This is a genomic window from Pseudomonas sp. 008, assembly GCF_016861935.1.
GTDB lineage: Bacteria > Pseudomonadota > Gammaproteobacteria > Pseudomonadales > Pseudomonadaceae > Aquipseudomonas.
This window is the reverse complement of the sequence record NZ_BOMA01000006.1, coordinates 178,748-200,500: the sequence shown is the minus strand read 5'-3', so window position 1 is coordinate 200,500 and position 21,753 is coordinate 178,748. Positions and strand designations below refer to the sequence as shown.

22 protein-coding genes are annotated in these 21,753 nt (G+C 60.5%); 5 read left to right on the top strand and 17 right to left on the bottom strand.

What is annotated here, in order from left to right:
• Nucleotides 1-37: 37 nt before the first annotated feature.
• Nucleotides 38-928: an AraC family transcriptional regulator gene (locus tag JUI81_RS14615; protein WP_028938955.1), complete on the bottom strand. Its 891-nt coding sequence runs from the start codon at nt 926-928 to the stop codon at nt 38-40.
• Between the two features lie 190 nt (nt 929-1,118).
• On the opposite strand from JUI81_RS14615, the gene JUI81_RS14610 reads away from it, so the two are divergent.
• Nucleotides 1,119-2,171 (top strand): NAD(P)-dependent alcohol dehydrogenase, encoded by a 1,053-nt coding sequence (locus tag JUI81_RS14610; RefSeq protein WP_204124558.1) that lies wholly within the window; start codon nt 1,119-1,121, stop codon nt 2,169-2,171.
• On the opposite strand, the gene JUI81_RS14605 is transcribed toward JUI81_RS14610, so the two are convergent.
• The 6 genes from JUI81_RS14605 to JUI81_RS14580 all read right to left on the bottom strand — a co-directional run bounded on the left by JUI81_RS14605 (nt 2,168) and on the right by JUI81_RS14580 (nt 7,955).
• Entirely contained in the window at nt 2,168-2,971 is an 804-nt protein-coding gene (locus tag JUI81_RS14605) for an IclR family transcriptional regulator (protein WP_018926186.1), read from the bottom strand. The two genes, JUI81_RS14610 and JUI81_RS14605, sit on opposite strands and share 4 nt — an antisense overlap.
• Before the next feature lie 60 nt (nt 2,972-3,031).
• Nucleotides 3,032-4,342, bottom strand: a complete 1,311-nt coding sequence (locus JUI81_RS14600) for an MFS transporter (RefSeq protein ID WP_204124557.1) — start codon at nt 4,340-4,342, stop codon at nt 3,032-3,034.
• 83 nt (nt 4,343-4,425) lie between these two features.
• Complete coding sequence (gene dgoD, locus JUI81_RS14595; RefSeq protein WP_007903915.1) at nt 4,426-5,574, bottom strand: galactonate dehydratase; 1,149 nt, start codon at nt 5,572-5,574, stop codon at nt 4,426-4,428.
• A 47-nt stretch (nt 5,575-5,621) separates the two neighbouring features.
• A complete protein-coding gene (locus JUI81_RS14590; protein WP_192350915.1) occupies nt 5,622-6,242 on the bottom strand; it encodes a 2-dehydro-3-deoxy-6-phosphogalactonate aldolase in 621 nt (206 codons plus the stop codon).
• Between the two features lie 19 nt (nt 6,243-6,261).
• Nucleotides 6,262-7,254 (bottom strand): 2-dehydro-3-deoxygalactonokinase, encoded by a 993-nt coding sequence (locus JUI81_RS14585; protein WP_204124556.1) that lies wholly within the window; start codon nt 7,252-7,254, stop codon nt 6,262-6,264.
• A gap of 218 nt (nt 7,255-7,472) precedes the next feature.
• Nucleotides 7,473-7,955: a GNAT family N-acetyltransferase gene (locus JUI81_RS14580; RefSeq protein WP_019582750.1), complete on the bottom strand. Its 483-nt coding sequence runs from the start codon at nt 7,953-7,955 to the stop codon at nt 7,473-7,475.
• A gap of 231 nt (nt 7,956-8,186) precedes the next feature.
• On the opposite strand from JUI81_RS14580, the gene JUI81_RS14575 reads away from it, so the two are divergent.
• The 3 genes from JUI81_RS14575 (at nt 8,187) to JUI81_RS14565 (ending at nt 9,656) form a co-directional block, all read left to right on the top strand.
• On the top strand, nt 8,187-8,840 hold the full coding sequence (locus JUI81_RS14575; protein ID WP_019582749.1) for an HD domain-containing protein: 654 nt from the start codon (nt 8,187-8,189) through the stop codon (nt 8,838-8,840).
• Between the two features lie 127 nt (nt 8,841-8,967).
• A complete protein-coding gene (locus tag JUI81_RS14570) occupies nt 8,968-9,222 on the top strand; it encodes a hypothetical protein (RefSeq protein ID WP_018926197.1) in 255 nt (84 codons plus the stop codon).
• A gap of 53 nt (nt 9,223-9,275) precedes the next feature.
• A complete protein-coding gene (locus tag JUI81_RS14565; RefSeq protein WP_086944608.1) occupies nt 9,276-9,656 on the top strand; it encodes a Rho termination factor N-terminal domain-containing protein in 381 nt (126 codons plus the stop codon).
• Between the two features lie 42 nt (nt 9,657-9,698).
• Here JUI81_RS14565 and JUI81_RS14560 read toward each other — a convergent pair whose 3' ends face one another.
• The 10 genes from JUI81_RS14560 to JUI81_RS14515 all read right to left on the bottom strand — a co-directional run bounded on the left by JUI81_RS14560 (nt 9,699) and on the right by JUI81_RS14515 (nt 20,612).
• Nucleotides 9,699-10,628 (bottom strand): PfkB family carbohydrate kinase, encoded by a 930-nt coding sequence (locus JUI81_RS14560; protein ID WP_204124555.1) that lies wholly within the window; start codon nt 10,626-10,628, stop codon nt 9,699-9,701.
• Nucleotides 10,621-12,099, bottom strand: coding sequence for a cytosine permease (locus JUI81_RS14555; protein ID WP_204124554.1), 1,479 nt, complete (start codon nt 12,097-12,099; stop codon nt 10,621-10,623). The genes JUI81_RS14560 and JUI81_RS14555 overlap by 8 nt, the downstream gene beginning before the upstream one ends.
• Before the next feature lie 155 nt (nt 12,100-12,254).
• On the bottom strand, nt 12,255-13,253 hold the full coding sequence (locus tag JUI81_RS14550; RefSeq protein WP_204124553.1) for an ADP-ribosylglycohydrolase family protein: 999 nt from the start codon (nt 13,251-13,253) through the stop codon (nt 12,255-12,257).
• Nucleotides 13,250-13,963 (bottom strand): GntR family transcriptional regulator, encoded by a 714-nt coding sequence (locus JUI81_RS14545; RefSeq protein WP_096480889.1) that lies wholly within the window; start codon nt 13,961-13,963, stop codon nt 13,250-13,252. The genes JUI81_RS14550 and JUI81_RS14545 overlap by 4 nt, the downstream gene beginning before the upstream one ends.
• A gap of 199 nt (nt 13,964-14,162) precedes the next feature.
• The gene (gene araH / locus JUI81_RS14540) at nt 14,163-15,131 is read right to left on the bottom strand and encodes an L-arabinose ABC transporter permease AraH (RefSeq protein ID WP_018926203.1); all 969 of its coding nucleotides are present in this window, start codon (nt 15,129-15,131) and stop codon (nt 14,163-14,165) included.
• A gap of 9 nt (nt 15,132-15,140) precedes the next feature.
• Entirely contained in the window at nt 15,141-16,685 is a 1,545-nt protein-coding gene (araG, locus tag JUI81_RS14535; RefSeq protein WP_204124552.1) for an L-arabinose ABC transporter ATP-binding protein AraG, read from the bottom strand.
• A 65-nt stretch (nt 16,686-16,750) separates the two neighbouring features.
• A complete protein-coding gene (locus JUI81_RS14530; RefSeq protein WP_019582742.1) occupies nt 16,751-17,755 on the bottom strand; it encodes a substrate-binding domain-containing protein in 1,005 nt (334 codons plus the stop codon).
• Between the two features lie 131 nt (nt 17,756-17,886).
• Entirely contained in the window at nt 17,887-18,705 is an 819-nt protein-coding gene (locus JUI81_RS14525; RefSeq protein ID WP_204124551.1) for an SDR family oxidoreductase, read from the bottom strand.
• Between the two features lie 273 nt (nt 18,706-18,978).
• Nucleotides 18,979-19,854, bottom strand: a complete 876-nt coding sequence (locus JUI81_RS14520; protein WP_204124550.1) for an SMP-30/gluconolactonase/LRE family protein — start codon at nt 19,852-19,854, stop codon at nt 18,979-18,981.
• A gap of 41 nt (nt 19,855-19,895) precedes the next feature.
• Entirely contained in the window at nt 19,896-20,612 is a 717-nt protein-coding gene (locus tag JUI81_RS14515; protein ID WP_018926208.1) for a FadR/GntR family transcriptional regulator, read from the bottom strand.
• A gap of 241 nt (nt 20,613-20,853) precedes the next feature.
• Here JUI81_RS14515 and JUI81_RS14510 point away from each other — a divergent pair, with 241 nt between their 5' ends.
• Nucleotides 20,854-21,726 carry a triacylglycerol lipase gene (locus tag JUI81_RS14510; RefSeq protein WP_019582740.1) on the top strand — a complete coding sequence of 291 codons (873 nt, stop codon included), beginning with the start codon at nt 20,854-20,856 and terminating at the stop codon, nt 21,724-21,726.
• The last annotated feature ends 27 nt before the right edge of the window (nt 21,727-21,753 follow it).

Sequence of the window (21,753 nt, the reverse complement as noted above, 5' to 3'; positions counted from 1 at the left end):
TGCCCGCAATTCAAGCGTCACCACAAGAACCTGTGGATCAGGCAGCGCGCTCATCCCCCGGATTACGCTCGAAGTAGCGCTTGTACTCACGGCTGAACTGCGACGTGCTCTGATACCCCACCCGATGCGCTACCTGGGCCACGCCCAATCCTTCGCCCTGCAGCAAGCGCTGGGCCTTGAGCAAACGCAAACGCTTCAGATACTGCACTGGCGACAACAAGGTGCAGCGTTTGAAATGCTCATGAAACGTCGACGCGCTCATGTTCGCGCAACTGGCCAGGGCGTCGACGTTCAGCGGCTCGGTGTAATGCGCATGCAGATGACTCAGAGAGGCCGCGATCCGGGCGAACTGCCCCTGTTGCTCCACCAGCGCCCGCAATACATCGGCTTGCGGCCCACGCAAGGCGACGAACAACAACTCACGCAATCGCGCCTGTCCCATAACCTGGCTCTCCAGCGGGTCGTGCAGACAGCGCAACAGCCGTTCAACACAACCACGCATCGCATCATCGAGCACCGCCGAAGTCATGGACTCTGGCGTCTGCGCCGCGATATAGCGCCCCGACGCCAGCCCCATTGCCAGCACCAACTCACCGAGCAACACCCGGTCAATGGCGATGGAAATGCCCAGCATCGGGCCATCGGGCGCGGAAAACGTCTCGCACTCGAACGGCACCGGCAGCGCCTGAATCAAATAATGCCCGGCACCGTATTCCAGAGTACGCGACCCCAGATACGCCAACTTGCTGCCCTGGGCGATGATGACCAGGCTTGGCTCGTAGATTTGCGGGCCACGGGCCAAATCACAACTGGCCCGCAAAATCTGCACGCCCGGCAACGCGGTAGGCGTGAAACCATCGCGGGTGGTCAGCGGCTGGATCAGCGAAACCAGCGTGGCATTGGCATCGAGATGACGGGTCAACAACATGGAGAGCTCTTCACAAAAAAGTCGCGAAAAAAGGGATGAAAACATCATCGCAGGTCTGAACGCCAATGCGGCCAATCAACGGCGCATACCGGAGGATTAGGCATGACACCCGGAGGAATCGCCATGGCCGGCCACCCGTGCGGTGCCCAGAATGGCTCGCCTCACCTGTCACTGCTTTGCGAGGTTCACCATGTACACCGCCATCGGATACGCCGCTCAGTCGCCCACCACTCCCCTCGCCCCGATGAAATTCGAACGCCGCAGTCCACGGGCCGACGACGTCGCAATCGAGATTCTCTACTGCGGCGTCTGCCATTCCGACATCCACCAAGCGCGCAACGAGTGGGGCATTGCGGTTTACCCGCTGATGCCCGGCCATGAGATCGTCGGCAAAGTGACCGCCGTCGGCGCGAACGTTACTAAACACAAAGTCGGCGATCTGGTCGGCGTCGGTTGCATGGTCGACTCGTGCCGCCATTGCGAAGCCTGCCAGGCCGATCTGGAGCAATACTGCCTCGAAGGCCCGACCATGACGTACGCCACCCCGGACCGGATCGATGGCAGCAACACGATGGGCGGTTACTCCGACAGCATTGTGGTCAGCGAGCACTTTGTCGTGCGCATCCCGGAGAAGCTCGACCTGGCCAGCGCCGCGCCGATTCTATGTGCCGGCATCACCACCTACTCGCCGCTCAAGCACTACGGCGTGAAGGCCGGTGACAAGGTCGGGATTCTTGGCATGGGCGGTCTCGGTCACATGGGGATCAAGTTCGCCAAGGCGATGGGCGCTGAGGTGACCTTGTTCACCCGCTCGGCGAGCAAGGCTGAAGAAGGTCGTCGCCAAGGCGCGGACCACGTGATCGTGTCCACCGATGCCGAACAGATGAAGGCCGCCGCCGGACAATTCGACTTCCTGCTGGACACCATTCCGGTGCAGCACGACCTCAACCCCTACCTCGATACCCTGCGTTTCGACGGCGTGCACATTCTGGTGGGCTTGATCGAGCCGATCGATCCGCCGGTGCATGCTGCCAAATTGGTATTGGGTCGTCGCATACTGGCCGGCTCACTGATCGGCGGCATCGCCGAAACCCAGGAAGTACTGGACTTCTGCGCCGAGCACGGCATCTCCTGCGACATCGAAATGCTCGACATCCGCCAGATCAACGAGGCTTACACCCGTATGATCGCCGGTGACGTGAAATACCGCTTCGTGATCGACATGGCGACGCTGAAACTCTAAACCTTCAGGCCCAATTCCGCCGACAGCCGGGCTGTGACCCCTTTGATCAGGGGAATCAGCTCGGCCATTTTTTCCAGTGGCATGTACGGCACGGTGCTGGCGATGCTGATGCCGGCGACAATGCGCTTGCTGGCATCGCGGATCGGTGCCGCCACGCAGCGAATCGACGGTTCGTTATCCTCCAGGTCGAAGGCATAGCCGCCGGCCACGTACTCGATCATGCGCTGCTGAAACTGCTCCCAGGATTGCTCCGGGTGCTGCGGCCAGAACTGATTTTTCCCACCCACCGGCAAGCTGATTTCATACAGCCGTTGCCATTCTTCCTGCGAGTCATCAAGCATCAGCGCCTTACCAATCCCGGTACGCGCCAACGGCATGCGATGGCCGACCCGCGAACGCATTTCCGGGCCATTGCGCCCCGGATTCTTGAGCAGGTACAGCACCTCGTCGCCTTCACGAATCGCCAGGTGAATGGTGTCGCCGGTCAACGCCGACAACTCATCCAGATACGGCCCGGCCAGCGTCACCAACGGCAGCTCTTCGCGCGCCTGAAAACCCAGCTCGATCAGTTTCGGCCCCAGCAGATAGCCTACCTGCGGCACTACCCGCAGATAACGCTCGTCCACCAGGCAACTGGCCAGACGATGGGTGGTGCTGCGCGTCGTGCCGATCAGCCGGGCGATTTCCTTGAGATCGCGGGCGCCACTGGCCACCGCCTGCACCACACCCAGGCCGCGAAGCAGTGTCTGGGTGCCGGTCGGCGCGGCGTCCTTGGCGATTTTTGGGGCGTCTTCCTGCATATCCAGCCTTTACCGTTGAGCGAGGGAACGGGCGGCATTATGGTCGCCGGATGGCTGCGACTACAACTTGATACGCTCGACCTTGCCCACCAGCAACACGTAGGACAGCGCACCCAGCAACGCCAGAACAGAGATATAGGTGATCGCCGGGGCAAACGAATCACCGGAGGCAAGGAAACCGATGACGATTGGCGTGGTAATCGCCGCCAGATTACCGATGAAATTGAACACCCCACCGGTCAGTCCGAGTAAGCGTGCCGGGGCCAGGGTCGACACCAGCGACCAGGTGATCGAGGCCAGACCGTTGCCGAAGAAAGCCAGCGCGAGGAAGGCGATCACCAGCGGCGTCGACTCGACGAAGTTGGCGCCGATGATCGAGGTGGAAATCAGCAGTCCGCCAATGATCGGCAGCTTACGGGCGAAGCCTACGGTGTAGCCGCGACGAATCAAAAAGTCCGAGAAGAACCCCGAACACAGCACGCCGACAAACGCTGCGAGAAACGGCAGTGACGCCAGCAAGCCAGACTTGATGAAGTCCATGCCGCGATATTTCACCAGGTAAGTCGGGAACCATGTCAGGAAGAACCATAAAGTCGAATTGAGGCAGAACTGGCCGAGGTAAATGCCCCACAACTTGCGCTTGCTCAGGACAATCCCGAGGTCGACCCAGCTGAATTTCGCCTTGGCCCTGGCGGCTTCGGCCTGAATATCAACCAACCCGCCGCCCTCGCGGATCAGCTCGATTTCCGCGTCATTGGCGCCCTTGAAATCCCGTGGTTCGCGATACACCGCGTACCAAATCACCGCCCAAAGGATGCCCACCACACCGGTGCTGACAAACACCATGTGCCAGCCATATTGGTGTTGCAGCCAGGTAAGCACCGGTGTCAGGAACGCCAGGCCGACGAACTGCCCGGAGGTGTAGAAACCGATGGCTGTGGCGCGTTCGCGCTCGGGGAACCAGGTTGTCACTACGCGGCTGTTGATCGGGTACGCCGGCGCTTCCAGGGCACCGACCGCCATGCGCAGCACGAACAATGCGATAAAACTGGCGGCGAAGCCGAGCATCACCGTGGCCAGCGACCACAACAGCAATGCAACGCTATAGAGGATACGCGGCGGCACCCGGTCCACCAGCCAGCCGCCGGGGATCTGCATGGCGGCGTAGGTCCAGCCGAATGCGGAAAAAATCAGCCCGACATGAATCGGATCGATGCCCAGGTCGCTGGTCAACGCCGGGGCGGCAATGGACAGGTTGCTGCGGTCCAGGTAGTTGATCACCACCGTGATGAACAACAGGACCATGATGAAAAATCGCTTGCGACTGGGCGTCACCAACGACGCCTGCCCGGTGAGGGTTTGCGGTTGCATGGGGGTGCCTCTTCTTATGTTTATTGAGGTCATGGTGTTTGATCGTTCCTACGCTCTGCGTGGGAACGATCACCGCGCGAGTATCACCACTCGGCAAAACTGCCATCGGCATGGCGCCAGATCGGATTGCGCCAGCGGTGGCCGACGGCGGCGCGTTCGATCACGTATTCCTCGTTGATCTCGATGCCCAGGCCCGGCCCATTGGGGATCTTCACGAAGCCTTTGTCGTAGTCGAACACGCGCGGGTCTTTCACGTAATCGAGCAGGTCATTGCTCTCGTTGTAATGGATGCCCAGGCTCTGTTCCTGAATGAACGCGTTGTAGCAAACCGCATCCAGTTGCAGGCACGCCGCCAGGGCAATCGGTCCCAGCGGGCAATGCAGCGCCAGCGCCACGTCGTAGGCTTCGGCCATGTTGGCGATCTTGCGGGTTTCGGTGATGCCGCCCGCGTGGGACGCATCAGGCTGGATGATGTCGACGTAGCCTTCGCTAAGCACACGCTTGAAATCCCAACGCGAGAACAGCCGCTCACCAAGAGCAATCGGTGTGCTGGTCAGCGGCGCCAGCTCCTTCAGCGCTTCGTAGTTTTCACTGAGCACTGGTTCTTCAATGAACATCAGTTTGTACGGGTCGAGTTCCTTCATCAGCACCTTGGCCATCGGCTTGTGTACCCGACCATGGAAGTCCACGCCGATGCCGACATTCGGGCCGACCGCATCGCGCACGGCGGCAACGTTGGCCAGCGCCAGGTCGACTTTCTCGAAGGAATCGAGGAATTGCAGCTCTTCGGTGCCGTTCATTTTCACTGCGGTGAAACCACGGCTGACCGCTTCTTTCGCGGCGCGAGCAGTGTCCGCCGGGCGATCACCACCGATCCACGAATAAACCCGGATCTTGTCCCGCACCTGGCCGCCCAACAGATCGCTGACCGACACTCCCAACGCCTTGCCCTTGATGTCCCACAGCGCCTGGTCGATACCGGCCAGCGCGCTCATATGGATCGCCCCGCCCCGGTAGAAGCCGCCACGGTAGAGCACCGTCCAGATGTCTTCGATGTTGCGGGGATCTTTACCGATCAGGTAGTCGGACAACTCCTCGACCGCAGCAGCGACGGTGTGCGCGCGGCCTTCGACCACGGGCTCGCCCCAACCGGTCACGCCCTCGTCGGTCTCGACCTTGAGGAAGCACCAGCGCGGCGGAACGATGAAGGTGGTGAGTTTGGTGATTTTCATCTCTATTGTCTCTCTTGTAGATGCAGCGCTCACAGCGCCAGAAAGTCTTAACGCAGAGCGTTCCATGCAGCGACATATGCCTTGGCGCGCACCGCTACTTCGTCAGCCGTCATGCCCGGTTTGAACAACCCGGAGCCGAGACCGAAACCTTTGACGCCGGCCTCGACAAACACCTGCATGTTGTCTGGCGTAATCCCGCCCACCGGCAACAGCACCGTCCCCGCCGGCAACACCGCCAGCCAGGCTTTCACTACGGCTGGGCCCATCTGCTCGGCCGGGAACATCTTCAGCACATCCGCCCCTTCGGCCAGGGCTGCAAAGGCTTCGGTCGGCGTTGCCACGCCCGGCGACAAGAACAGCCCTGCTGCCTTCGCCGCGCGCAACACTTTGGCATCGCTGTGGGGCATGACGATCACCTGGCCGCCCGCCGCTTTCACCTGCTCGACCTGTTCCGGCGTCAACACCGTGCCCGCGCCGATCAGGCAGTCGGCGGGTAATGTGCTGCGCAGGATGCGGATACTTTCGTACGGCTCGGGGGAATTAAGCGGCACTTCGATGACGCGAAATCCGGCTGAATACAGGACTTCGCCGACGGCTGCCGCCTCTTGCGGACGCAGGCCACGCAAGATCGCGATCAGACCGTTTTGTGCCAATGCTTGCTTGAGCATGTCAGACCTCCAGTCAGGTTTAACGGGATGGGTTTGCAGTGACCAGTCCGGCGGCGACCGCCAACTGCCACAAGCCGCGTTCGGTGGCCTGCTCGGCCAGGGTCACCCGGGTAAAACCGCAGGCGTCGAGCGCCCGGCTGTAGCGAGTGCAGAGTTGGGCATTGCCGATAAGGATGATCGAGGGCAGGTGCACGCTATTGCGTCGACGCCGCTGAACATTGGCCAGGGCCGACAGTTCATGGCCGATCAGCAGGCCGGACAGATAGTCCGGCTGAGCGGTGGCGCTCAGCTCGCCGGTCAGCCCCAGGCTGCGGGTACTGAACAACGTCGACAGCGGCCCGATCTCGCCGTCCGCCGACAGCGCCACTTGCACGCCACGGTCAAAAGCATCGCCATCAAAAGCCCCGCCGCGCTGCTGAGTGCGCCCCAGAATGCTGTGTTCGCTGAGCACGGCGAAGACTTCGCCGGTCATGAAGGTATCGAAATGCACGATGCAGCCGTCGGCCACTTGCACCCATTTCGAATGACTGCCCGGCAGGCCGATCAACAGATCGCTACCCGCCTCGCCCGGCAGATTCTGCAATACGCCGAGGACCTGGGTTTCCTCGCCACGCATGACGTTGGGCAAGTGCGAACGCTGAATCACACCCGGCACGATGTGCACATCGATACCGCGAAGACTGCGAACGGTTTGTAGGGAGGTTCCGAGATTGGCGACGTTCGCCGGCGTGTCGCAGTAGGCCGCTTCGCGCCAGCCCTGAGCGCTGCCGACCATGCCACAGGCAATCACCGGTACATCGGGCTGCGCGTCGAGCCAGTCACCGCAAGCCTCGTCGAAGGCCAGTTCAAAACCGTCGGCGCACGCCTGACCGGCGATGGTTCGCGGCGTCTTGGGCAACTGCATGATCCCGGACGACAGCGCACGCTGTTCCAGCACCTGGCCACCGAAGCCGAGTTTGTAAGCACGTAATGAGGTTGTCCCCCAATCGAGCGCGATCAATTGCGCCAGCATCGCTTCACCTGTTTTGTTTTTTGGCAGTGAGTGAGCTGGACTATAAACCTGGACGAGGGACAATCTCAATATATAAATATCAATCCCACATATTGAGATTCGACAAAAAAAAGATCGCAGCCTTCGGCAGTTCCTACAGATTCGATGTACGCCCGCAATATCGCGGTCGAAACACAATCCCGTGCAGGAGCTGCCGAAGGCTGCGATCTTTTAGAGGATCAATGACCGGCGGCAAAATCCCTTAACACCGCCCCATCCATCCGATACCGCACCCACTCTTCCTGTGGCTGTGCGCCAAGGGATTTGTAAAATTCGATCGCCGGCTTGTTCCAGTCCAGCACGCTCCATTCGAAACGGCCGCAGTCATTCGCGCAGGCGATTTTCGCCAGGTGGCGCAGCAGGGTTTTACCGGCGCCACCGCCCCGTTGTTCAGGGGTGATGTAGAGGTCTTCGAGGTACAGGCAATTGCTGCCCAGCCAGGTGGAATAGCTGAAGAAGAACACCGCGAAGCCGATCGGCAGGCCATCGCGCAGGCAGATCAGGCCATGGGCGGTGGCGCCTTCGCTGAACAGACTGCGCTCGATGTCGGCGACGCTGGCGATGACTTCGTGGCGGGCACGTTCGAAGTCGGCCAGTTCAGTGATGAACGCGAGGATTTGCGGAGCATCGCTGGGGGTTGCCGGGCGGATTTCGATCGTCATGGACGTGCCTTGTCAAAAGTTGAAAACGCCATACTAAGTCCGCGCGCGGCGCTCGTCACATTTGAAAGCAATGTGGCGAGGGAGCTTGCTCCCGCTCGGCTGCAAAGCAGTCGCAAAAACTGGCGACGCGGGTCTAATTGAAATACCGTGCCGTCTGGGGTCGGGGCTGCTGCGCAGCCCAACGGGAGCAAGCTCCCTCGCCACAAAAGCGTTTTCATACTTAGGACATTTATGAGCACCGCTGCTTTCGCACCTCTGCAGAATCTGGCTTCTGAACTGCTGCCCCATGCGCTGGAACCTGGCGAGGACGGTGCTCACGATCTGTCGCACTTGCAACGGGTATGGCACAACGTGCGCACGCTTCATGCTGAAGAAAGCGGTGATCTTGAAGTGCTGCTGGCCGCCGTGCTGTTGCACGATTGCGTGGCGGTGGAGAAGAACTCGCCGCTGCGTTCCCAGGCGTCGCGGCTGGCGGCGCAGAAAGCGTCGACAGTGCTGACAGCCATGGATTGGCCTGACGCAAAAATCACCGCGGTCGTCCATGCCATTGAGGCCCATAGCTTCAGCGCCAACATCACACCCACGACCCTCGAAGCCCGAATCATCCAGGACGCCGACCGCCTCGACTCGCTTGGCATGCTCGGCGTGGCGCGTACCTTCTACATAGCCGGGCGCATGGGCAGCGCGCTGTACGACCCTGTGGACCCGGAGGCAAACGAGCGGGACTACGACGACAAACGCTTTTGCCTCGATCATTTCCAGACCAAGCTGCTGCACCTGGCGGACGGCTTCCAAACGACCACCGGCCAGCGTCTGGCACAGGTTCGCCATCAACGTTTGAAGGGATTCATGGAGCTGTTCAAGGAAGAAATCGGCGTCGGCTGAGGAGCCAGGGCCACACCGCTCGTCGTTCATCAGGCACCAATCCAGATCGTGGACGGACCAATATCGGGTAAGGGTTCGCCGATGCGAGCCAGGCGCCATACCCGTCCATCCCAACCAAGAGGTCACCATGAACGTCGATAAAAACCTGGAAAAAGAAGTCCTGACCCGCCTGCTGCATGCCCATCCAAGCGGCTTGGGTAAGGAGGTTCTGGACAATTACCGGGGGGAGAAAGTCGTGGCCAGCACCCTTGCGACGCTGCAGGAGCGTGGGCTGATCCAGCACGGTCATGTGATCTGCAACGAAGCCGGCGAACACTCGCTGAACCTGCCGATCAAACTCAGCGCCGCTGGGGTTGAGGCGGCGCGCAAACTGGATAACTAACCGAGCAGGAGCTGGCGAAGCCTGCGCCAGCTCCTATAGCCAGGAGAAATCCCATGCCTCGTGGAAGCAAAGACAAATACACCGCCGAGCAGAAACGCAAGGCCGAACACATCGAAGAAAGCTACGAACGCAAAGGCGTGTCGAAAGATGAAGCCGAGGCCCGCGCCTGGGCGACGGTGAACAAGCAGTCGGGTGGCGGTGAGCGCGCCGGTGGCTCGGGACGCAAGAAGCCGGCCGCTGCCAAGTCTGCCGATCGCAAGGAATCAGCCCGCCGTGCAGTCGCCACCAGAGAGGGCAAACCGCGCAACAGCAAGGCTTCACGCGATACCCAGACGGTGGACAGCCTGATGAAGGAAGCCCGGGCGAAGAAGATTCCGGGGCGCTCGAGCATGCGCAAGCAAGAGTTGATCGAGGCGTTGCGCAAGGCGGGTTGAACGTCAGGATTGAGGGTGAATTTGAGGGCCGATGGCGGCTGATCAGGCGCTAAAAGTCTCGCGGATCAACGCATCCACTTCCGCCGCCCCCGGCGAAGTCGCCGGCCCCCAACGAGTGACCGCCAACGCCGCTGCCGCATTCGCCCGCCGTGCCGCTTCAGCCGCCGACAAACCCTGCGCCAACCCGGCCACAAACACCCCGGCATGGGCATCCCCCGCACCGTTGCTGTCGACGGCCGAGACCTTGAATCCCGGCACCTGCTGACGGTCGCCATGCTGGCTGATCCAGCAGCCCTGCGGCCCATCGCGAACCACCATCAGGGCGTCCGTCGGCAACTGATCCGCCAAAATATTCAACGCCTCGGCAATGTCCGACGCCCCGGTAAACCGCAGCGCCTCGACACGGTTGCTGGTCCACAGATCGATGCGCGGCAGCAAGGCCTTCATCAGCGGTGCGTTCGGCGAATCCACCAACGGTCCCGGATCGAATACCACTTTGATCCCGTCCGGCAGCTCCAGCACCCAATCCACCAGCACCTGAGCCTTGCCGGCATGCAGCAGGCTGTAACCACTGACATAGACAAAGTCGCCCGCCTCGGACGGCACACTCGCCAAGTCTTCGGCGGTCAATTCGCCTTCGGCACCGATGTAGGAAATGAACGTGCGTTCGGCCGAGGCTTCAGTCAGTGCGACACACAACCCGGTGTCGCGCTCAGCACTGTGAGCGATGCCGATCCGAATGCCTTCTGCCGTCATCGCCTCCCGGGCCAGGTCACCAAAACGGCCGTTGCCATGGCGCCCGAGGTAAACCACCGGCAAGCCGTTCCGTCGGGCCGCGGCCATCACATTGAAACCGCCGCCCGCCTCGAAACGGGCGGATTGCGCCAACACGTCACCGCCCGAATGAGGCAGTTTATCCACGGCCATGACCAGGTCGATGATGACCTGGCCGGTGTGCAGCAGCCTAGACATGCGCAGGCTCGAGCAACGCGGTACGACGGTCCTTCGCACCGCCGAGCGCCCAGTAAATCCCGCCAGCTACCACGAACGTCACGATCCAGCCCAGACCGTTGTGGCCCAGCCAGGAGTCGGACAGGAAGCCCCGGAACCAGACATCTTGTTCAGTGGTGCCAATGGTGGTGAAGCTGAAACCCAACACAATCGCCACCGCCCACGCACCGAATGCACGCCACTCGACGCCGCCGCGATACCAGTAGGCGCTGCTCGGGCTGACGTCCAGCAGGTCCTTGGGGCTGTAGTAATGACGATGGATCAGGTCGACCACGAAGATCCCGACCCACGCCGTGATCGGCACCGCCAGCAAGGAAATGAAGGTGATGAACGGACCGTAAAAACTTTCGGCGATCAGCATGAAGTAGATCGAGCCGGCGAAGATCGCAATGATATCGACCACCACCGCATACACGCGCTTGACCTTCAGGCCGAGGGTCAAGGTGGTCAAACCGGCGGAGTACACCGACAGGTTATTCGACAGCAGTAGTCCGCCGAACGCGGTGATCAGGTACGGCACCGCCATCCAGGTCGGCAGCATGTCGCGGATCGCGACAATCGGGTCAGTGGCCGAGGCCAGATCGTTGTTACCCACCGACAGCAGACCACCGAGGGTGATCAGCAGCACCAGCGGAATCCCCGCACCGAACGCCGCCGACGCCACCAGGCGCACGGCTTTGACGCTGCGGTGCTGATAGCGCGACATGTCTGCGCCGGCGTTGGCCCAGCCGATCCCGGTGCCGGCGGCCATAGTGCCGATGCCGATGATCATCGCGCTCAGCGGTGCTGGCGTGGCATTGAATACGGCGCTCCAATCGATGGTCGCGCAGAGGAAACCGCCGACCAGGATGTTCAGCGCACCGAACACATAGGTTGCCCATCTCTGGATCAACAGCAATGTGGCGTGGCCGAGACCGGACACCGACAACGTCAGCAGCACGAAAATCGCGATGAACACCAGGGTCAGCAGCGGTGCGCTTTTGGCTTCCACCGGCGAGCCGAACACTATCGAGCACAGCGACAGCAAGACGAACGCGGCGGTGGTGGTGTTAACGGTTTCCCAGCCCAGACGCGACATCAGCGAGACCAGCGTCGGGCCGATATTGCCGCGTACGCCGAAGATCGCTCGCGACAGCGTCAGGCTCGGTGCGCGACCACGACGACCGGCAATGGAGATGATCCCGACCACCGCGAAAGAACCGGCGGCACCAAGGATCGCGACGATGATCGCTTGCCAGATCGCCAGGCCGCGAAAGGCCACCAGCGTGGCACCCAACGGCAAGCCGAGAATGGAAATGTTGGCCGCAAACCAGACCCAGAACAGTTGCAGCGGATGACCGTTGCACTCCCCCTCCGGTACCGGTTCTATACCACGGGTTTCCAGTTGTCCGGCGCTTTGCCCGGAACTTTGCCCGGCGCTCGATGAACTCATGAAAAATGCTCCTTGCCATTATTGTGGTTGTGGGCAATCTCGGAGGACAAAACAACAGCCGACCGTCCTGCCCGTGTTTGTGCATTCCATTGCGGGTGAAAAATTCAAGTATGCGGCGTATTCATCGCGGGCAGCCCGCGATGGGGCCAGCTCAGTCAACGTAAAGCCAACAGACCTTTTACCAACGGTTCCAACTCCAACGAGTTAACCGCTTTAACCTGCTCGATCATCGCCATCGGCCAACTCTCAAGCCCCAGACAGGCCCCGAGCATGGCGCCGAGCATCGCCGCGATGGTGTCGGTGTCACCGCCCAGGCTCGCGGCCATGCACAGCGCTTCGAAGGCCGTCATCTCGCCGATGGCCACTTGCTGGGCCAGCGCAAAAGACACCACCACCGATTCCTGTGAGGCCACCGAAGTGCCGATCACGTCGTACAGCAAATCCGCCAGCAACGCCTTGTCGCTGTCGATGCCGATGCTCCGCGCCCAACTGATGCGCGAGGCAATCCGCCCGCCGGCGACCCAGTGGCCGTGACTTTCTGCCTGCTGCGCGAGCTGCTGTCCAAGGTTCAACGCCTCACCCAGGTCCATGCCGTTGATCCCGGCGGAAACCACTGCCGCCACCGCCGCCGCACTGGCAATCCCCAGCGTGGTGTTGTGGGTCACCTGACAGGCTTGCACCACGGCACGGATGAAACGCTCGGGATCGGCAACATCGGCCGCAATCCCTACCGGGGTGATGCGCATCGCCGCGCCATTGGTGGAGCCATAGCGCCCCGCCTCTTCCAGCGAGTGGCCGGCGAGGATCATTTCGATCGCGCGTTTGGTCGAAGGGCCGAGCAAGTCTTGCGAGCCCTTGGCCTGCATCCCGGCTTCCCACTCGATCAATCGTTGGGCCAGTACCGCCGGTTCGATCCGGCCCTCGCCCTCGATCAACAACCGAGCGACCAGAATCGCCTGCTCGGTATCGTCGGTGATCGAACCTTTGGGCAAGTTCGCGGCAATCGGTTGATCGGGGCCGGCGTCTTGCAGATCGGTAATTTCAACGAAGCGCGCCTTGATGTCGGCGCGGCTCAGGGATTGGGTCGGCATGCCCAGCGCATCGCCCAGGGCCAGTCCATAGAACGCGCCGAGGGCACGGTTGAGCGCGGTCATTTTGGAGCTCCAAACTGCAAATGCAGGCGAAAGTGCACCGGATCGAGCAGGCTTTCGACCTGCTCCATAAAACGGTTCTGACGGTCGTAGGTGGTGCGCAGGGCCTTGAGAAATACCGTGCCGACCGGGCGCCCGAGAAGTTCGGCGTCTTCGGCGTTCAAGGGTTCAGCACCGATCCACTGATCGCCGTGCTCGCCGACATAGCCGTAGGCAGCCAACGTGATGGTCAGGGAGTTATCAATCAGTCCCACTCGCGGCAGGCCTTCCAGGCCTCCGGTCGCGGGCATCAACGCGCGCTCCAGAGACACCAGCGTGCCGTCGGTGGCGCGCCGGCGACGGTCGAGGGTAATGAATTGATCGGTGCCGAACCGCGACAGCAGGTCAGGCCGAGTCACCGCCTCCAGCCGCAGCACTTCTGTATTGATCAACGCCCCGCTGTCCGCCAGTGCCTGGGCCCAGCCGCTGCTCTGATCGAGCACTACGCCGTCGTAAGTAACGATGGAACCGACTCCGCTTTGCGTGGCGATGTAGTGACGCCGTTTCAGTTCGGCCAGGGCTTCACGCAGCGTGCCGCGGCTGACCTTGAATTCTTGAGCCAACTGATGTTCACCCGGCAATAGCAAGCCGTCCTCCATGAGGCCGCTTTCGATGCGCCGGACAAGCTCATCGATAACCCGTTGTTTCTTGTCAAATCGTACCTGTCTAACCATGTACAAAGTGATAACCGAAAGGGATTAGGGCGAGCAAGGGATATTTTGTGGCTGGATTGTGTGACAGACAGACCGCTTTCGCGGGCAAGCCTCGCTCCTACAGGGGGATCTGCGCGGTACTGTAGGAGCGAGGCTTGCCCGCGAAGGCGTCGGCACTTCCAGTATCCATGTGCCGGACATCCCGCTCCCCCAGGGAAAATCAGCGTTGTTTCAGTCGGTCGATCACAACCGCCAGCAACAGGATCGAACCGCGAATCACGTACTGATAGAAGGTATCGATGTTCTTCAGGTTCATCGCATTCTCGATGATCGCCAGAATCAGCACCCCGGCAATCACATGCCGAATCATCCCGATCCCGCCACTCAGCGACACCCCGCCCAGCACGCAAGCCGAGATCACTGTCAGCTCGAAACCCTGGCCAATCATCGGCTGACCCGAGGTCATGCGCGACGCCAGAATCACCCCGGCCAATGCACCAATCACCCCGTGCACGGCGAAGATGATGATCTTGGTTCGGTCAACGTTTACCCCAGCCAGCAACGCCGCTTCCTGGTTGCCACCGATGGCCATGGTGTTGCGCCCGTAGGTGGTGTAATTCAACAGCCAGCCGAAAAACAGGAAGCAAACGATGGTGATCAGAATCGGCACCGGCACGCCGAACAACTGGCCGTTACCGAAGACGAAGAACGACTCCTGGGACACGCCCACCGCTTTGCCGTTGGCAAAAATGTAAGCCAGGCCACGAACGATCTGCATCGTCGCCAGTGTGGTAATCAATGCATTGACCCGCAGCTTGGCGATCACGATCCCGTTGATCAGCCCTACAATCAGCCCCATCACCAGCGCCGCACTGACGCCGAGGAACACGCTGTTGGTGTCGCGCATCACCACCGCCGCGACCACGCCGGCGCAGGCAATCACCGAGCCCACGGACAAGTCGAAGTGCCCCGACGCCAGGCAATACAACATGGTGCAGGCGGCAATCCCGGTGGTGGAAATCGCCAGGCCCAGACCGCGCATGTTCAGCGGCGACAGGAAGTTGTCGATCAGCAAGGTGCAGAGCACGAAGATCCCGACGGCCGCCAGCAGCATTACCCAATCATCGAGAAAGCGTCGCAGGTCCAGCGGTTTGCGCGGGGTTGGCAGAGCGTTGTTTTGGATGGTCATAGTCACCTCTCAGTTCGCCACGTCGGCAGCGCGTTGGCGTGGCAAAGCCAGTTGCAGCAGGTTGGATTCATTGGCGTGTTCGCGGGTCAGTTCGCCGCGCATCGTGCCTTCGCAGAGCACCAGGATGCGGTCGGAAATGCCCATGACTTCCATCAGGTCGCTGGACACCACGATCACCGCGATGCCGCTGGCGGCCAGGTTATGAATGATCTGGTAAATCTCGGCTTTGGCACCGATGTCGATGCCGCGTGTAGGCTCATCGAGCAGCAGGATTTTCATCGGCATCGACAGCCAGCGACCGAGAATCGCCTTCTGCTGATTGCCGCCGGACAGGTACATGATTTTCTGCGCCGCGTTGGGCGTCTTCACCTTCAGCGCCTTGATCTGCTTGTCGGCGTTGCCCTTTTCCCACAGCCCGCGCAACAGGCAACCGAAGGTGGAATGAGCGCCACGAGCACTGATGTTGATGTTCTCGGCGACACTGGCCAGTGGCAGGATGCCCTCTTTCTTGCGGTCCTCGGGGCACAGCAGAATCCCCGCCGCAATGGCATCGCGCGGTGAACGCAGTTTCAGTTCATGTCCACGCAACTCCAGGCGTCCGGCCGTGTTGCGGGTAAGTCCGCTGAGCATGCGAAACAGCTCGGTGCGGCCCGCGCCAACCAAGCCGAACAGACCCAGAATCTCGCCCTTGTGCACCTCGAAACTCACCGGTTCACGCAAACCCGGCCCCAGTAAACCGTCAACCTTGAGCGCCACCGCACCACGCGGGCGGCTGCGGTAATCGTAGATATCCTGAATGTCGCGACCGACCATGCACGTCACCAACTGGTCATGGGTCAGCGCGCTCGTGTCCTCGAAGGTGCGCACGAAGCGACCGTCCTTGAACACCGTTACCGCGTTGCAGATGCGGAAGACCTCTTCCATTCGATGGGAGACGTAGAGCACCACTTTGCCTTCGTCGCGCAGACGACCGATGATCGCCATCAAGCGGTCGATCTCCCGCGCCGACAGGCTGCTGGTGGGTTCGTCGAACGCAATCACATGCGCGCCACGGGACAGCGCCTTGGCGATTTCCACCAATTGCCGCTGGCCGAGGGACAAGCGCCCGACTTTCTCTTGCGGATCGATTTCATCGGCCAGGCCTTTGAGGCAGGCCAATGCCTGTTGCCGCAAAACGCTGCGATTGATCAGGCCGAAACTTGCCGGCAGATGCCCAAGAAACAGGTTTTCGGCCACGGTCATTTCCGGTACCAGGTGCAGCTCCTGATGGATCACCGCGACCCCGCTGCCAATGCTGTCGGCAGTGGATTTGAAGACCCTCGTCTGCTCGCCGATCCGCAGGTCGCCGCTGCTCGGCGTGTAAGCACCGCCGAGGATCTTCAGCAGCGTGGATTTACCGGCGCCGTTCTCGCCCATCAAGGCATGGACCTGCCCCGGATGCGCGACGAAGCTGATGCCGTCCAGCGCCTTCACCCCGGGAAAGGTTTTGCCGATCCCGTTGAAGCGCAGGCTGCCGCCAATGCGCTGTTCATCTGTTTGTACGTGTGCGTGCATAACCCACCTCATCACACCGATCAGGCGGCCCCGTCGCCGGGGCCGCCAATGAAATCAACCGACCCTCAATTCCACAGGCCGATCTTTTCCAGTTCCTGCTTGAAGTTGTCGCGCGTGATCAGCGTCACGTCGTCCATGGCGGTGTATTTCGGCGGTTCTTTGCCGGTGGTGACCCACTCGTGCATCATGCTGGCGGTGTTGTAGCCCTCGATGTGCGGGCTCGGCAGCATCGAGCCGAAGAAGCCGCTGTTGGCTTTCTTCAGTTCGCCGATGGCATCGGTGCCGTTGATGCCGATACCGATTACGTTGGCGGCGGCAAAACCGGCGCTTTCGGTGGCGCGCACGCCGCCCAGCACGGTGTTGTCGTTCATCCCGCCGATGATCAGGTTTTTCGCCCCGCTCGGGAGCTTCACCAACGCCGAGTTGGTGGCGTCCATGCTGCCAGGTACGTCGAGGGTTTTCAGGGCCGAGAACAGAATGTGGTCTTTCGGCATCCCGGCGTCTTCCAGGGCTTTAACCGAACCGTCGGTGCGTTTCTTACCGGTATCGAGTTCGTTGAAGGTGTTGATCACCGCATAGGTTTGTTTCCAGTCCCAGCCGCGTTTTTTCGCTTCGGCGGCCATGGCGGCGCCCTGCTTCTGGCCAACTTCGAAAGCTGCCATGCCGAGGTACGGCACGTCTTCCATGAACTTGCCACCGGCATCGACGAAACGGTCATCGACAGCGATCACTTTCAAACCGTTGAGCTTGGCCTTGGCCATGATCGCAGGGCCCAGGGAGACGTCCGGCGGGCAGATCACGAAGCCCTTGGCGCCGTTCGCTGCCAGGCTGTCGATGGCCGAAAGGGTTTTCTCGCCATCAGGCACGGCGATCTTGATGACGGTGAAGCCCTTGTCCTTGCCGGCCTTTTCAGCGAAGGCCCATTCGGTCTGGAACCAGGGCTCTTCGGCTTGCTTGACCAGAAAACCGATCTTCACTTCCTCGGCCGCCAGCAACGTACTGCTCAGGCTGACCGCGGTGACCGCCAAAGCGGCACAGCACAGGGAACGGATCCCACGACGACGTTTCATAAGCTGACTCCTTGTTATTTTTTTTTGAGCGTTATTTGAAAGCCAATACAGCGGTCGAAACATGCAGACAATAGTCATATCGTATGATGATTGGATTTCAGGTGTAGTTTTGCGCCTGAAACCCAAATTATTCAGTCGTGGTACATGACCGAACGACCACCATCGATGGTGATGCACGAAGCGTTGATGAATGGCGCCTCATCGCTGGCCAGGAACACGGCGGTCATCGCCACTTCGATTGGCTGACCGATGCGGCGCGGTGGATGCAAGTCGAAGGCCCGTTGACGTTCGGCATGAGGGTCGGCAAAGCCGTTCCAGTAGTCGACGTTCAGTTGGGTTTCGATATAGCCCGGCGCGATGGCGTTGACGCGAATGCCCTTGGGTGCGTATTCGATGCCCAAAGCGCGGGTCAGCCCGAGCAAGCCATGCTTGGCCACCGGGTACGGGAAGCAGCCGGGAATGATGTGAGTGGAATGGGTCGAGGCGATGTTGATGATGCTGCCGATGCCCTGCTCGATCATCTGCGGCAGCACGGCTTTGCAGCCATACCAGGCGCCGTCCAGGTCGATGGCGAAGCAGCGATGCCAGTCGTCCTCGGTCATTTGCAGCGGGTCGCGGAACACGTTGACCCCGGCGCAGTTGACCAGCACATCGATGCGACCGTGAAGCTCAATGGCCAACTTGGCCATGGCGTGCAGGTCTTGCTGGCGCGATACGTCGGCCTTGATCGCCACCACATCCGCGCCTTGTTCACGCCAATGCGCCGCGACTTTTTCGACTTTCTCGCCCTGGATATCGCTGATGATCAGCTTGGCCTGCTGGGACGCGAAGGTCGCGACGATCGCTTCGCCGATCCCCTGAGCGGCGCCGGTCAACAGCACGACCTTGTTTTTCAGGCGCTCACCCTTGGGCGGTTCGGGCACCGGTGGCAAGGAAAGAGGCTCAGCCATGGATCAACACTCCTGTTTTAAGACACGACGAAAACCAGACATCTGTCGATGTCCGGTCAAAAGGCTTTTTGGAATAGGCAGGCAGGCGTGCAAACGCCCGGGCGCCGGGGCGGCCTGAAGCACTGTCGACCCAAGGGAGGACGGTGGAATATCGCTGCATCACTTCACCTGTTTTGTTTTTTTAAGTGTGAGTGCGTGTAACTGATGGGGCCGACTATAAACCCGGCCACCAATAAATCTCAATATATAATTTTACATCCCATATTTTGGGATTTAATCGGAAAATCTCTGACAAGGTTTTCCGGGTACATCGACTCGAACCGACAACACCGCACCATCCAATGGATGGTTGAGCGGGCTCGCCGCACTGGTGATGTACAAGGTTTTGAAGTCTTCGCCACCAAACACGCAACTGGTGGGGCGACTGACAGGCAGTTCGATCACCCGATCGACATGACCGTCCGGGCTCAGCCTGAGCAAGCAACTGCCGTCCCAGCGGGCGTTCCAGATATAGCCCTCGGCATCCATCGCCGAGCCGTCGGGACCACCCCGTTCGTGAGGGCCAAACCAGACGTAGGCGGTGTCGAGGTTGCCGTCGGTATGGATGAAATGTTGGTACAACGTGCCGTCGAGGCTGTCGGCGAAATACAGGGTCGTGCCGTCGTCGCTCCATAGCAATGTGTTGGGGATGCCGAGCCCTCGAAGCAGCGGCGTGACCCGAGCATCGCGGTCGATGCGAAACAGGCCACCGGAGCGACGCACGATCGGCAAGTCTTCGCCCTGCTCGCCGATGTTGTTTTGCATGGTGCCCAGCCAGAGCCGGCCCAAGGCATCGCAGCGGGCTTCGTTGGCGCGATTGCCGGGTTGCGGATCGGCCACGCAGAGCAAGGTCAGCCGAGGTTCCAGGCCGGGAGAGTTCAGGTCCAGCCGATAAACCCCACTGCTCAATGTCACCAGGGCATCGCCACTTTCGCAGGGGATGAATGCGGACACGTGTTCCGGCATCTGCCAGATTTCCACATTGGCGCCGATCAGTCGCAGCGCCTGTTTGCCGGCGATATCAACCCAGTACAGCGCCTGGGTCGGTGCATCCCAGAACGGACCTTCACCGAGTCGCGCACGGTGTTCGGTAACCGCAGTCCACGTCATGAAACCTCCTTTTTATTGCTTTTATGTGGGAGCGAGCCTGGTCAGCTTGCCTTCTTGTCGGCCATGACTTGGGGGTAAAACCGTTTGATCGCCAGGTCGGCGTTATCGATCAGGGTCATGCAGGCCCACACACCCCGCGCGGCATCCCGGGCGGCGATGGCGTCGGCCATGTCTTTGTGAATCGGCAAGGTTCGGCGCAGTTCGTCCGGGTCGGCGGCAGACACTTCGAACGACACCGCCAGCAGCGCGCCGAGGGCCGGGACCATTTGTTCGATGAATTGATTGTGGCTGGCGGCGAGGATGCACTCGTGGAAGAACTGGTCGGCGCGGTTGTAATCGATGCCGCTGTCTACGGCTCGTTCCAGCGCGTTGTAGGCCTGAAGCACCGCTTGCACTTGTTCCACTGTTGCGCGCTCGCAGGCCCAACGCACCGCCATCGGTTCGATGGTGCGGCGCAGGTCAAGCAAGTCGTCGACGAAGTTTTCCGGCAAACCGCTGCGCGACAGCCAGCCGACGACTTGTGGATCGAAGAGGTTCCAGCGCCGTACCGGCAACACCCGCGTGCCGACCTTCGGCCCGACTTCGAGCATGCCTTTGGCCACCAGGGTTTTGATCGCTTCGCGGATGACCGTACGGCTGACCCCAAGCTGCTCGCCCAGGTCGGCTTCAACCTTGATGGTCTGACCGGGCTTCACCTGGCCAGCGGCAATCCAGCACCCCAGCCAATCAACCGTCGACGCGTGAAAACTGCTGGACATGGGTACCTCACCGCCCGGTGAAAAAAAATGAAACGACACAAAAGCCGTTCGCGATGGATGCCCACGCTAATCATCATATGATTGGGTGTCAATTGGATTTTTCTGGAGTCCTTGCCAACACAGGCATGACTGTTCGTCCGATTACTCCCCCCGGCGCTTTGAACCCACCCACTTTGTAAACTACGGTTAGCCCGCAACAGATCAGACAACCTCACTAAAATCCGCTATCGCAGGTATGAACATGGACATGGATGCGTCTACGAAATACCCCATTGTGTTGGTTCACGGTCTTTTCGGCTTCGACAGAATCGCCGGTTATCCGTACTTCTTCGAAATCGAGGAAGCCCTGGAACGTGCCGGTGCCCAGGTGTTTGCCGTGAATATTCCAACCGTCAACGGCAATGAGGAGCGTGGTGAAAAACTGCTCGAACACGTCGACCGCATCTTGCGGGAAACGGGCGCCGCCAAGGTCAATCTGATCGGCCATAGCCAAGGTCCGCTGGCGGCACGCTACGTCGCAGCCCTGTACCCGGAAAAGGTTGCGTCGGTCACCTCGGTCAGTTGCCCTAACCACGGCTCCGAGATTGCCGACCAACTACACAAGGCACTGACACCCGGAGAATTACCCGAAGCCTTGGTATTAGCCCTGTTAGGCGCAGTCGGCACCTTCATTTCGTTGATCAGCGGCCACCCGGAAAACCCCATCGACCCTCAAGCGGCGTTCGAATCGCTGACCAGCGCAGGCCTGGCCGCCTTCAATCGCAAGTACCCGCAAGGGTTGCCAAAGGTTTGGGGCGGGGAAGGCAACGAAGTTGAGAACGGCGTGTATTACTACTCCTGGAGCGGGATCGTGCAGAACTTTCAAAGCCTGCAACTCCTCGACCCGACCCATTTGAACTGTAAAGTGCTGTCGCAGTTATTTTATAAAGAGAAGCACGCCAATGATGGGCTGGTCGGCCGCTACAGCTCTCATTTGGGCAAAGTGATCCGCTCGGATTACCCCATGGACCACTTTGATGCAGTCAACCAGATGGCCGGGATCAACAGTTGGAACGTGAGCCCGGTGATGCTCTACCTAGAACATGCCGCCCGGCTCAAGAGCAAGGGTTTGTAAGCCCATAAAAAAGGCCCGTTGCAATAA

Excerpts from the sequence above, each read along its gene's own strand:
- JUI81_RS14615 (WP_028938955.1), bottom strand. The coding sequence starts at position 928 with ATGTTGTTGACCCGTCATCTCGATGCCAATGCCACGCTGGTTTCGCTG.
- JUI81_RS14610 (WP_204124558.1), top strand. The coding sequence starts at position 1,119 with ATGTACACCGCCATCGGATACGCCGCTCAGTCGCCCACCACTCCCCTC.
- JUI81_RS14605 (WP_018926186.1), bottom strand. The coding sequence starts at position 2,971 with ATGCAGGAAGACGCCCCAAAAATCGCCAAGGACGCCGCGCCGACCGGC.
- JUI81_RS14600 (WP_204124557.1), bottom strand. The coding sequence starts at position 4,342 with ATGCAACCGCAAACCCTCACCGGGCAGGCGTCGTTGGTGACGCCCAGT.
- dgoD (WP_007903915.1), bottom strand. The coding sequence starts at position 5,574 with ATGAAAATCACCAAACTCACCACCTTCATCGTTCCGCCGCGCTGGTGC.
- JUI81_RS14590 (WP_192350915.1), bottom strand. The coding sequence starts at position 6,242 with ATGCTCAAGCAAGCATTGGCACAAAACGGTCTGATCGCGATCTTGCGT.
- JUI81_RS14585 (WP_204124556.1), bottom strand. The coding sequence starts at position 7,254 with ATGCTGGCGCAATTGATCGCGCTCGATTGGGGGACAACCTCATTACGT.
- JUI81_RS14580 (WP_019582750.1), bottom strand. The coding sequence starts at position 7,955 with ATGACGATCGAAATCCGCCCGGCAACCCCCAGCGATGCTCCGCAAATC.
- JUI81_RS14575 (WP_019582749.1), top strand. The coding sequence starts at position 8,187 with ATGAGCACCGCTGCTTTCGCACCTCTGCAGAATCTGGCTTCTGAACTG.
- JUI81_RS14570 (WP_018926197.1), top strand. The coding sequence starts at position 8,968 with ATGAACGTCGATAAAAACCTGGAAAAAGAAGTCCTGACCCGCCTGCTG.
- JUI81_RS14565 (WP_086944608.1), top strand. The coding sequence starts at position 9,276 with ATGCCTCGTGGAAGCAAAGACAAATACACCGCCGAGCAGAAACGCAAG.
- JUI81_RS14560 (WP_204124555.1), bottom strand. The coding sequence starts at position 10,628 with ATGTCTAGGCTGCTGCACACCGGCCAGGTCATCATCGACCTGGTCATG.
- JUI81_RS14555 (WP_204124554.1), bottom strand. The coding sequence starts at position 12,099 with ATGAGTTCATCGAGCGCCGGGCAAAGTTCCGGGCAAAGCGCCGGACAA.
- JUI81_RS14550 (WP_204124553.1), bottom strand. The coding sequence starts at position 13,253 with ATGACCGCGCTCAACCGTGCCCTCGGCGCGTTCTATGGACTGGCCCTG.
- JUI81_RS14545 (WP_096480889.1), bottom strand. The coding sequence starts at position 13,963 with ATGGTTAGACAGGTACGATTTGACAAGAAACAACGGGTTATCGATGAG.
- araH (WP_018926203.1), bottom strand. The coding sequence starts at position 15,131 with ATGACCATCCAAAACAACGCTCTGCCAACCCCGCGCAAACCGCTGGAC.
- araG (WP_204124552.1), bottom strand. The coding sequence starts at position 16,685 with ATGCACGCACACGTACAAACAGATGAACAGCGCATTGGCGGCAGCCTG.
- JUI81_RS14530 (WP_019582742.1), bottom strand. The coding sequence starts at position 17,755 with ATGAAACGTCGTCGTGGGATCCGTTCCCTGTGCTGTGCCGCTTTGGCG.
- JUI81_RS14525 (WP_204124551.1), bottom strand. The coding sequence starts at position 18,705 with ATGGCTGAGCCTCTTTCCTTGCCACCGGTGCCCGAACCGCCCAAGGGT.
- JUI81_RS14520 (WP_204124550.1), bottom strand. The coding sequence starts at position 19,854 with ATGACGTGGACTGCGGTTACCGAACACCGTGCGCGACTCGGTGAAGGT.
- JUI81_RS14515 (WP_018926208.1), bottom strand. The coding sequence starts at position 20,612 with ATGTCCAGCAGTTTTCACGCGTCGACGGTTGATTGGCTGGGGTGCTGG.
- JUI81_RS14510 (WP_019582740.1), top strand. The coding sequence starts at position 20,854 with ATGGACATGGATGCGTCTACGAAATACCCCATTGTGTTGGTTCACGGT.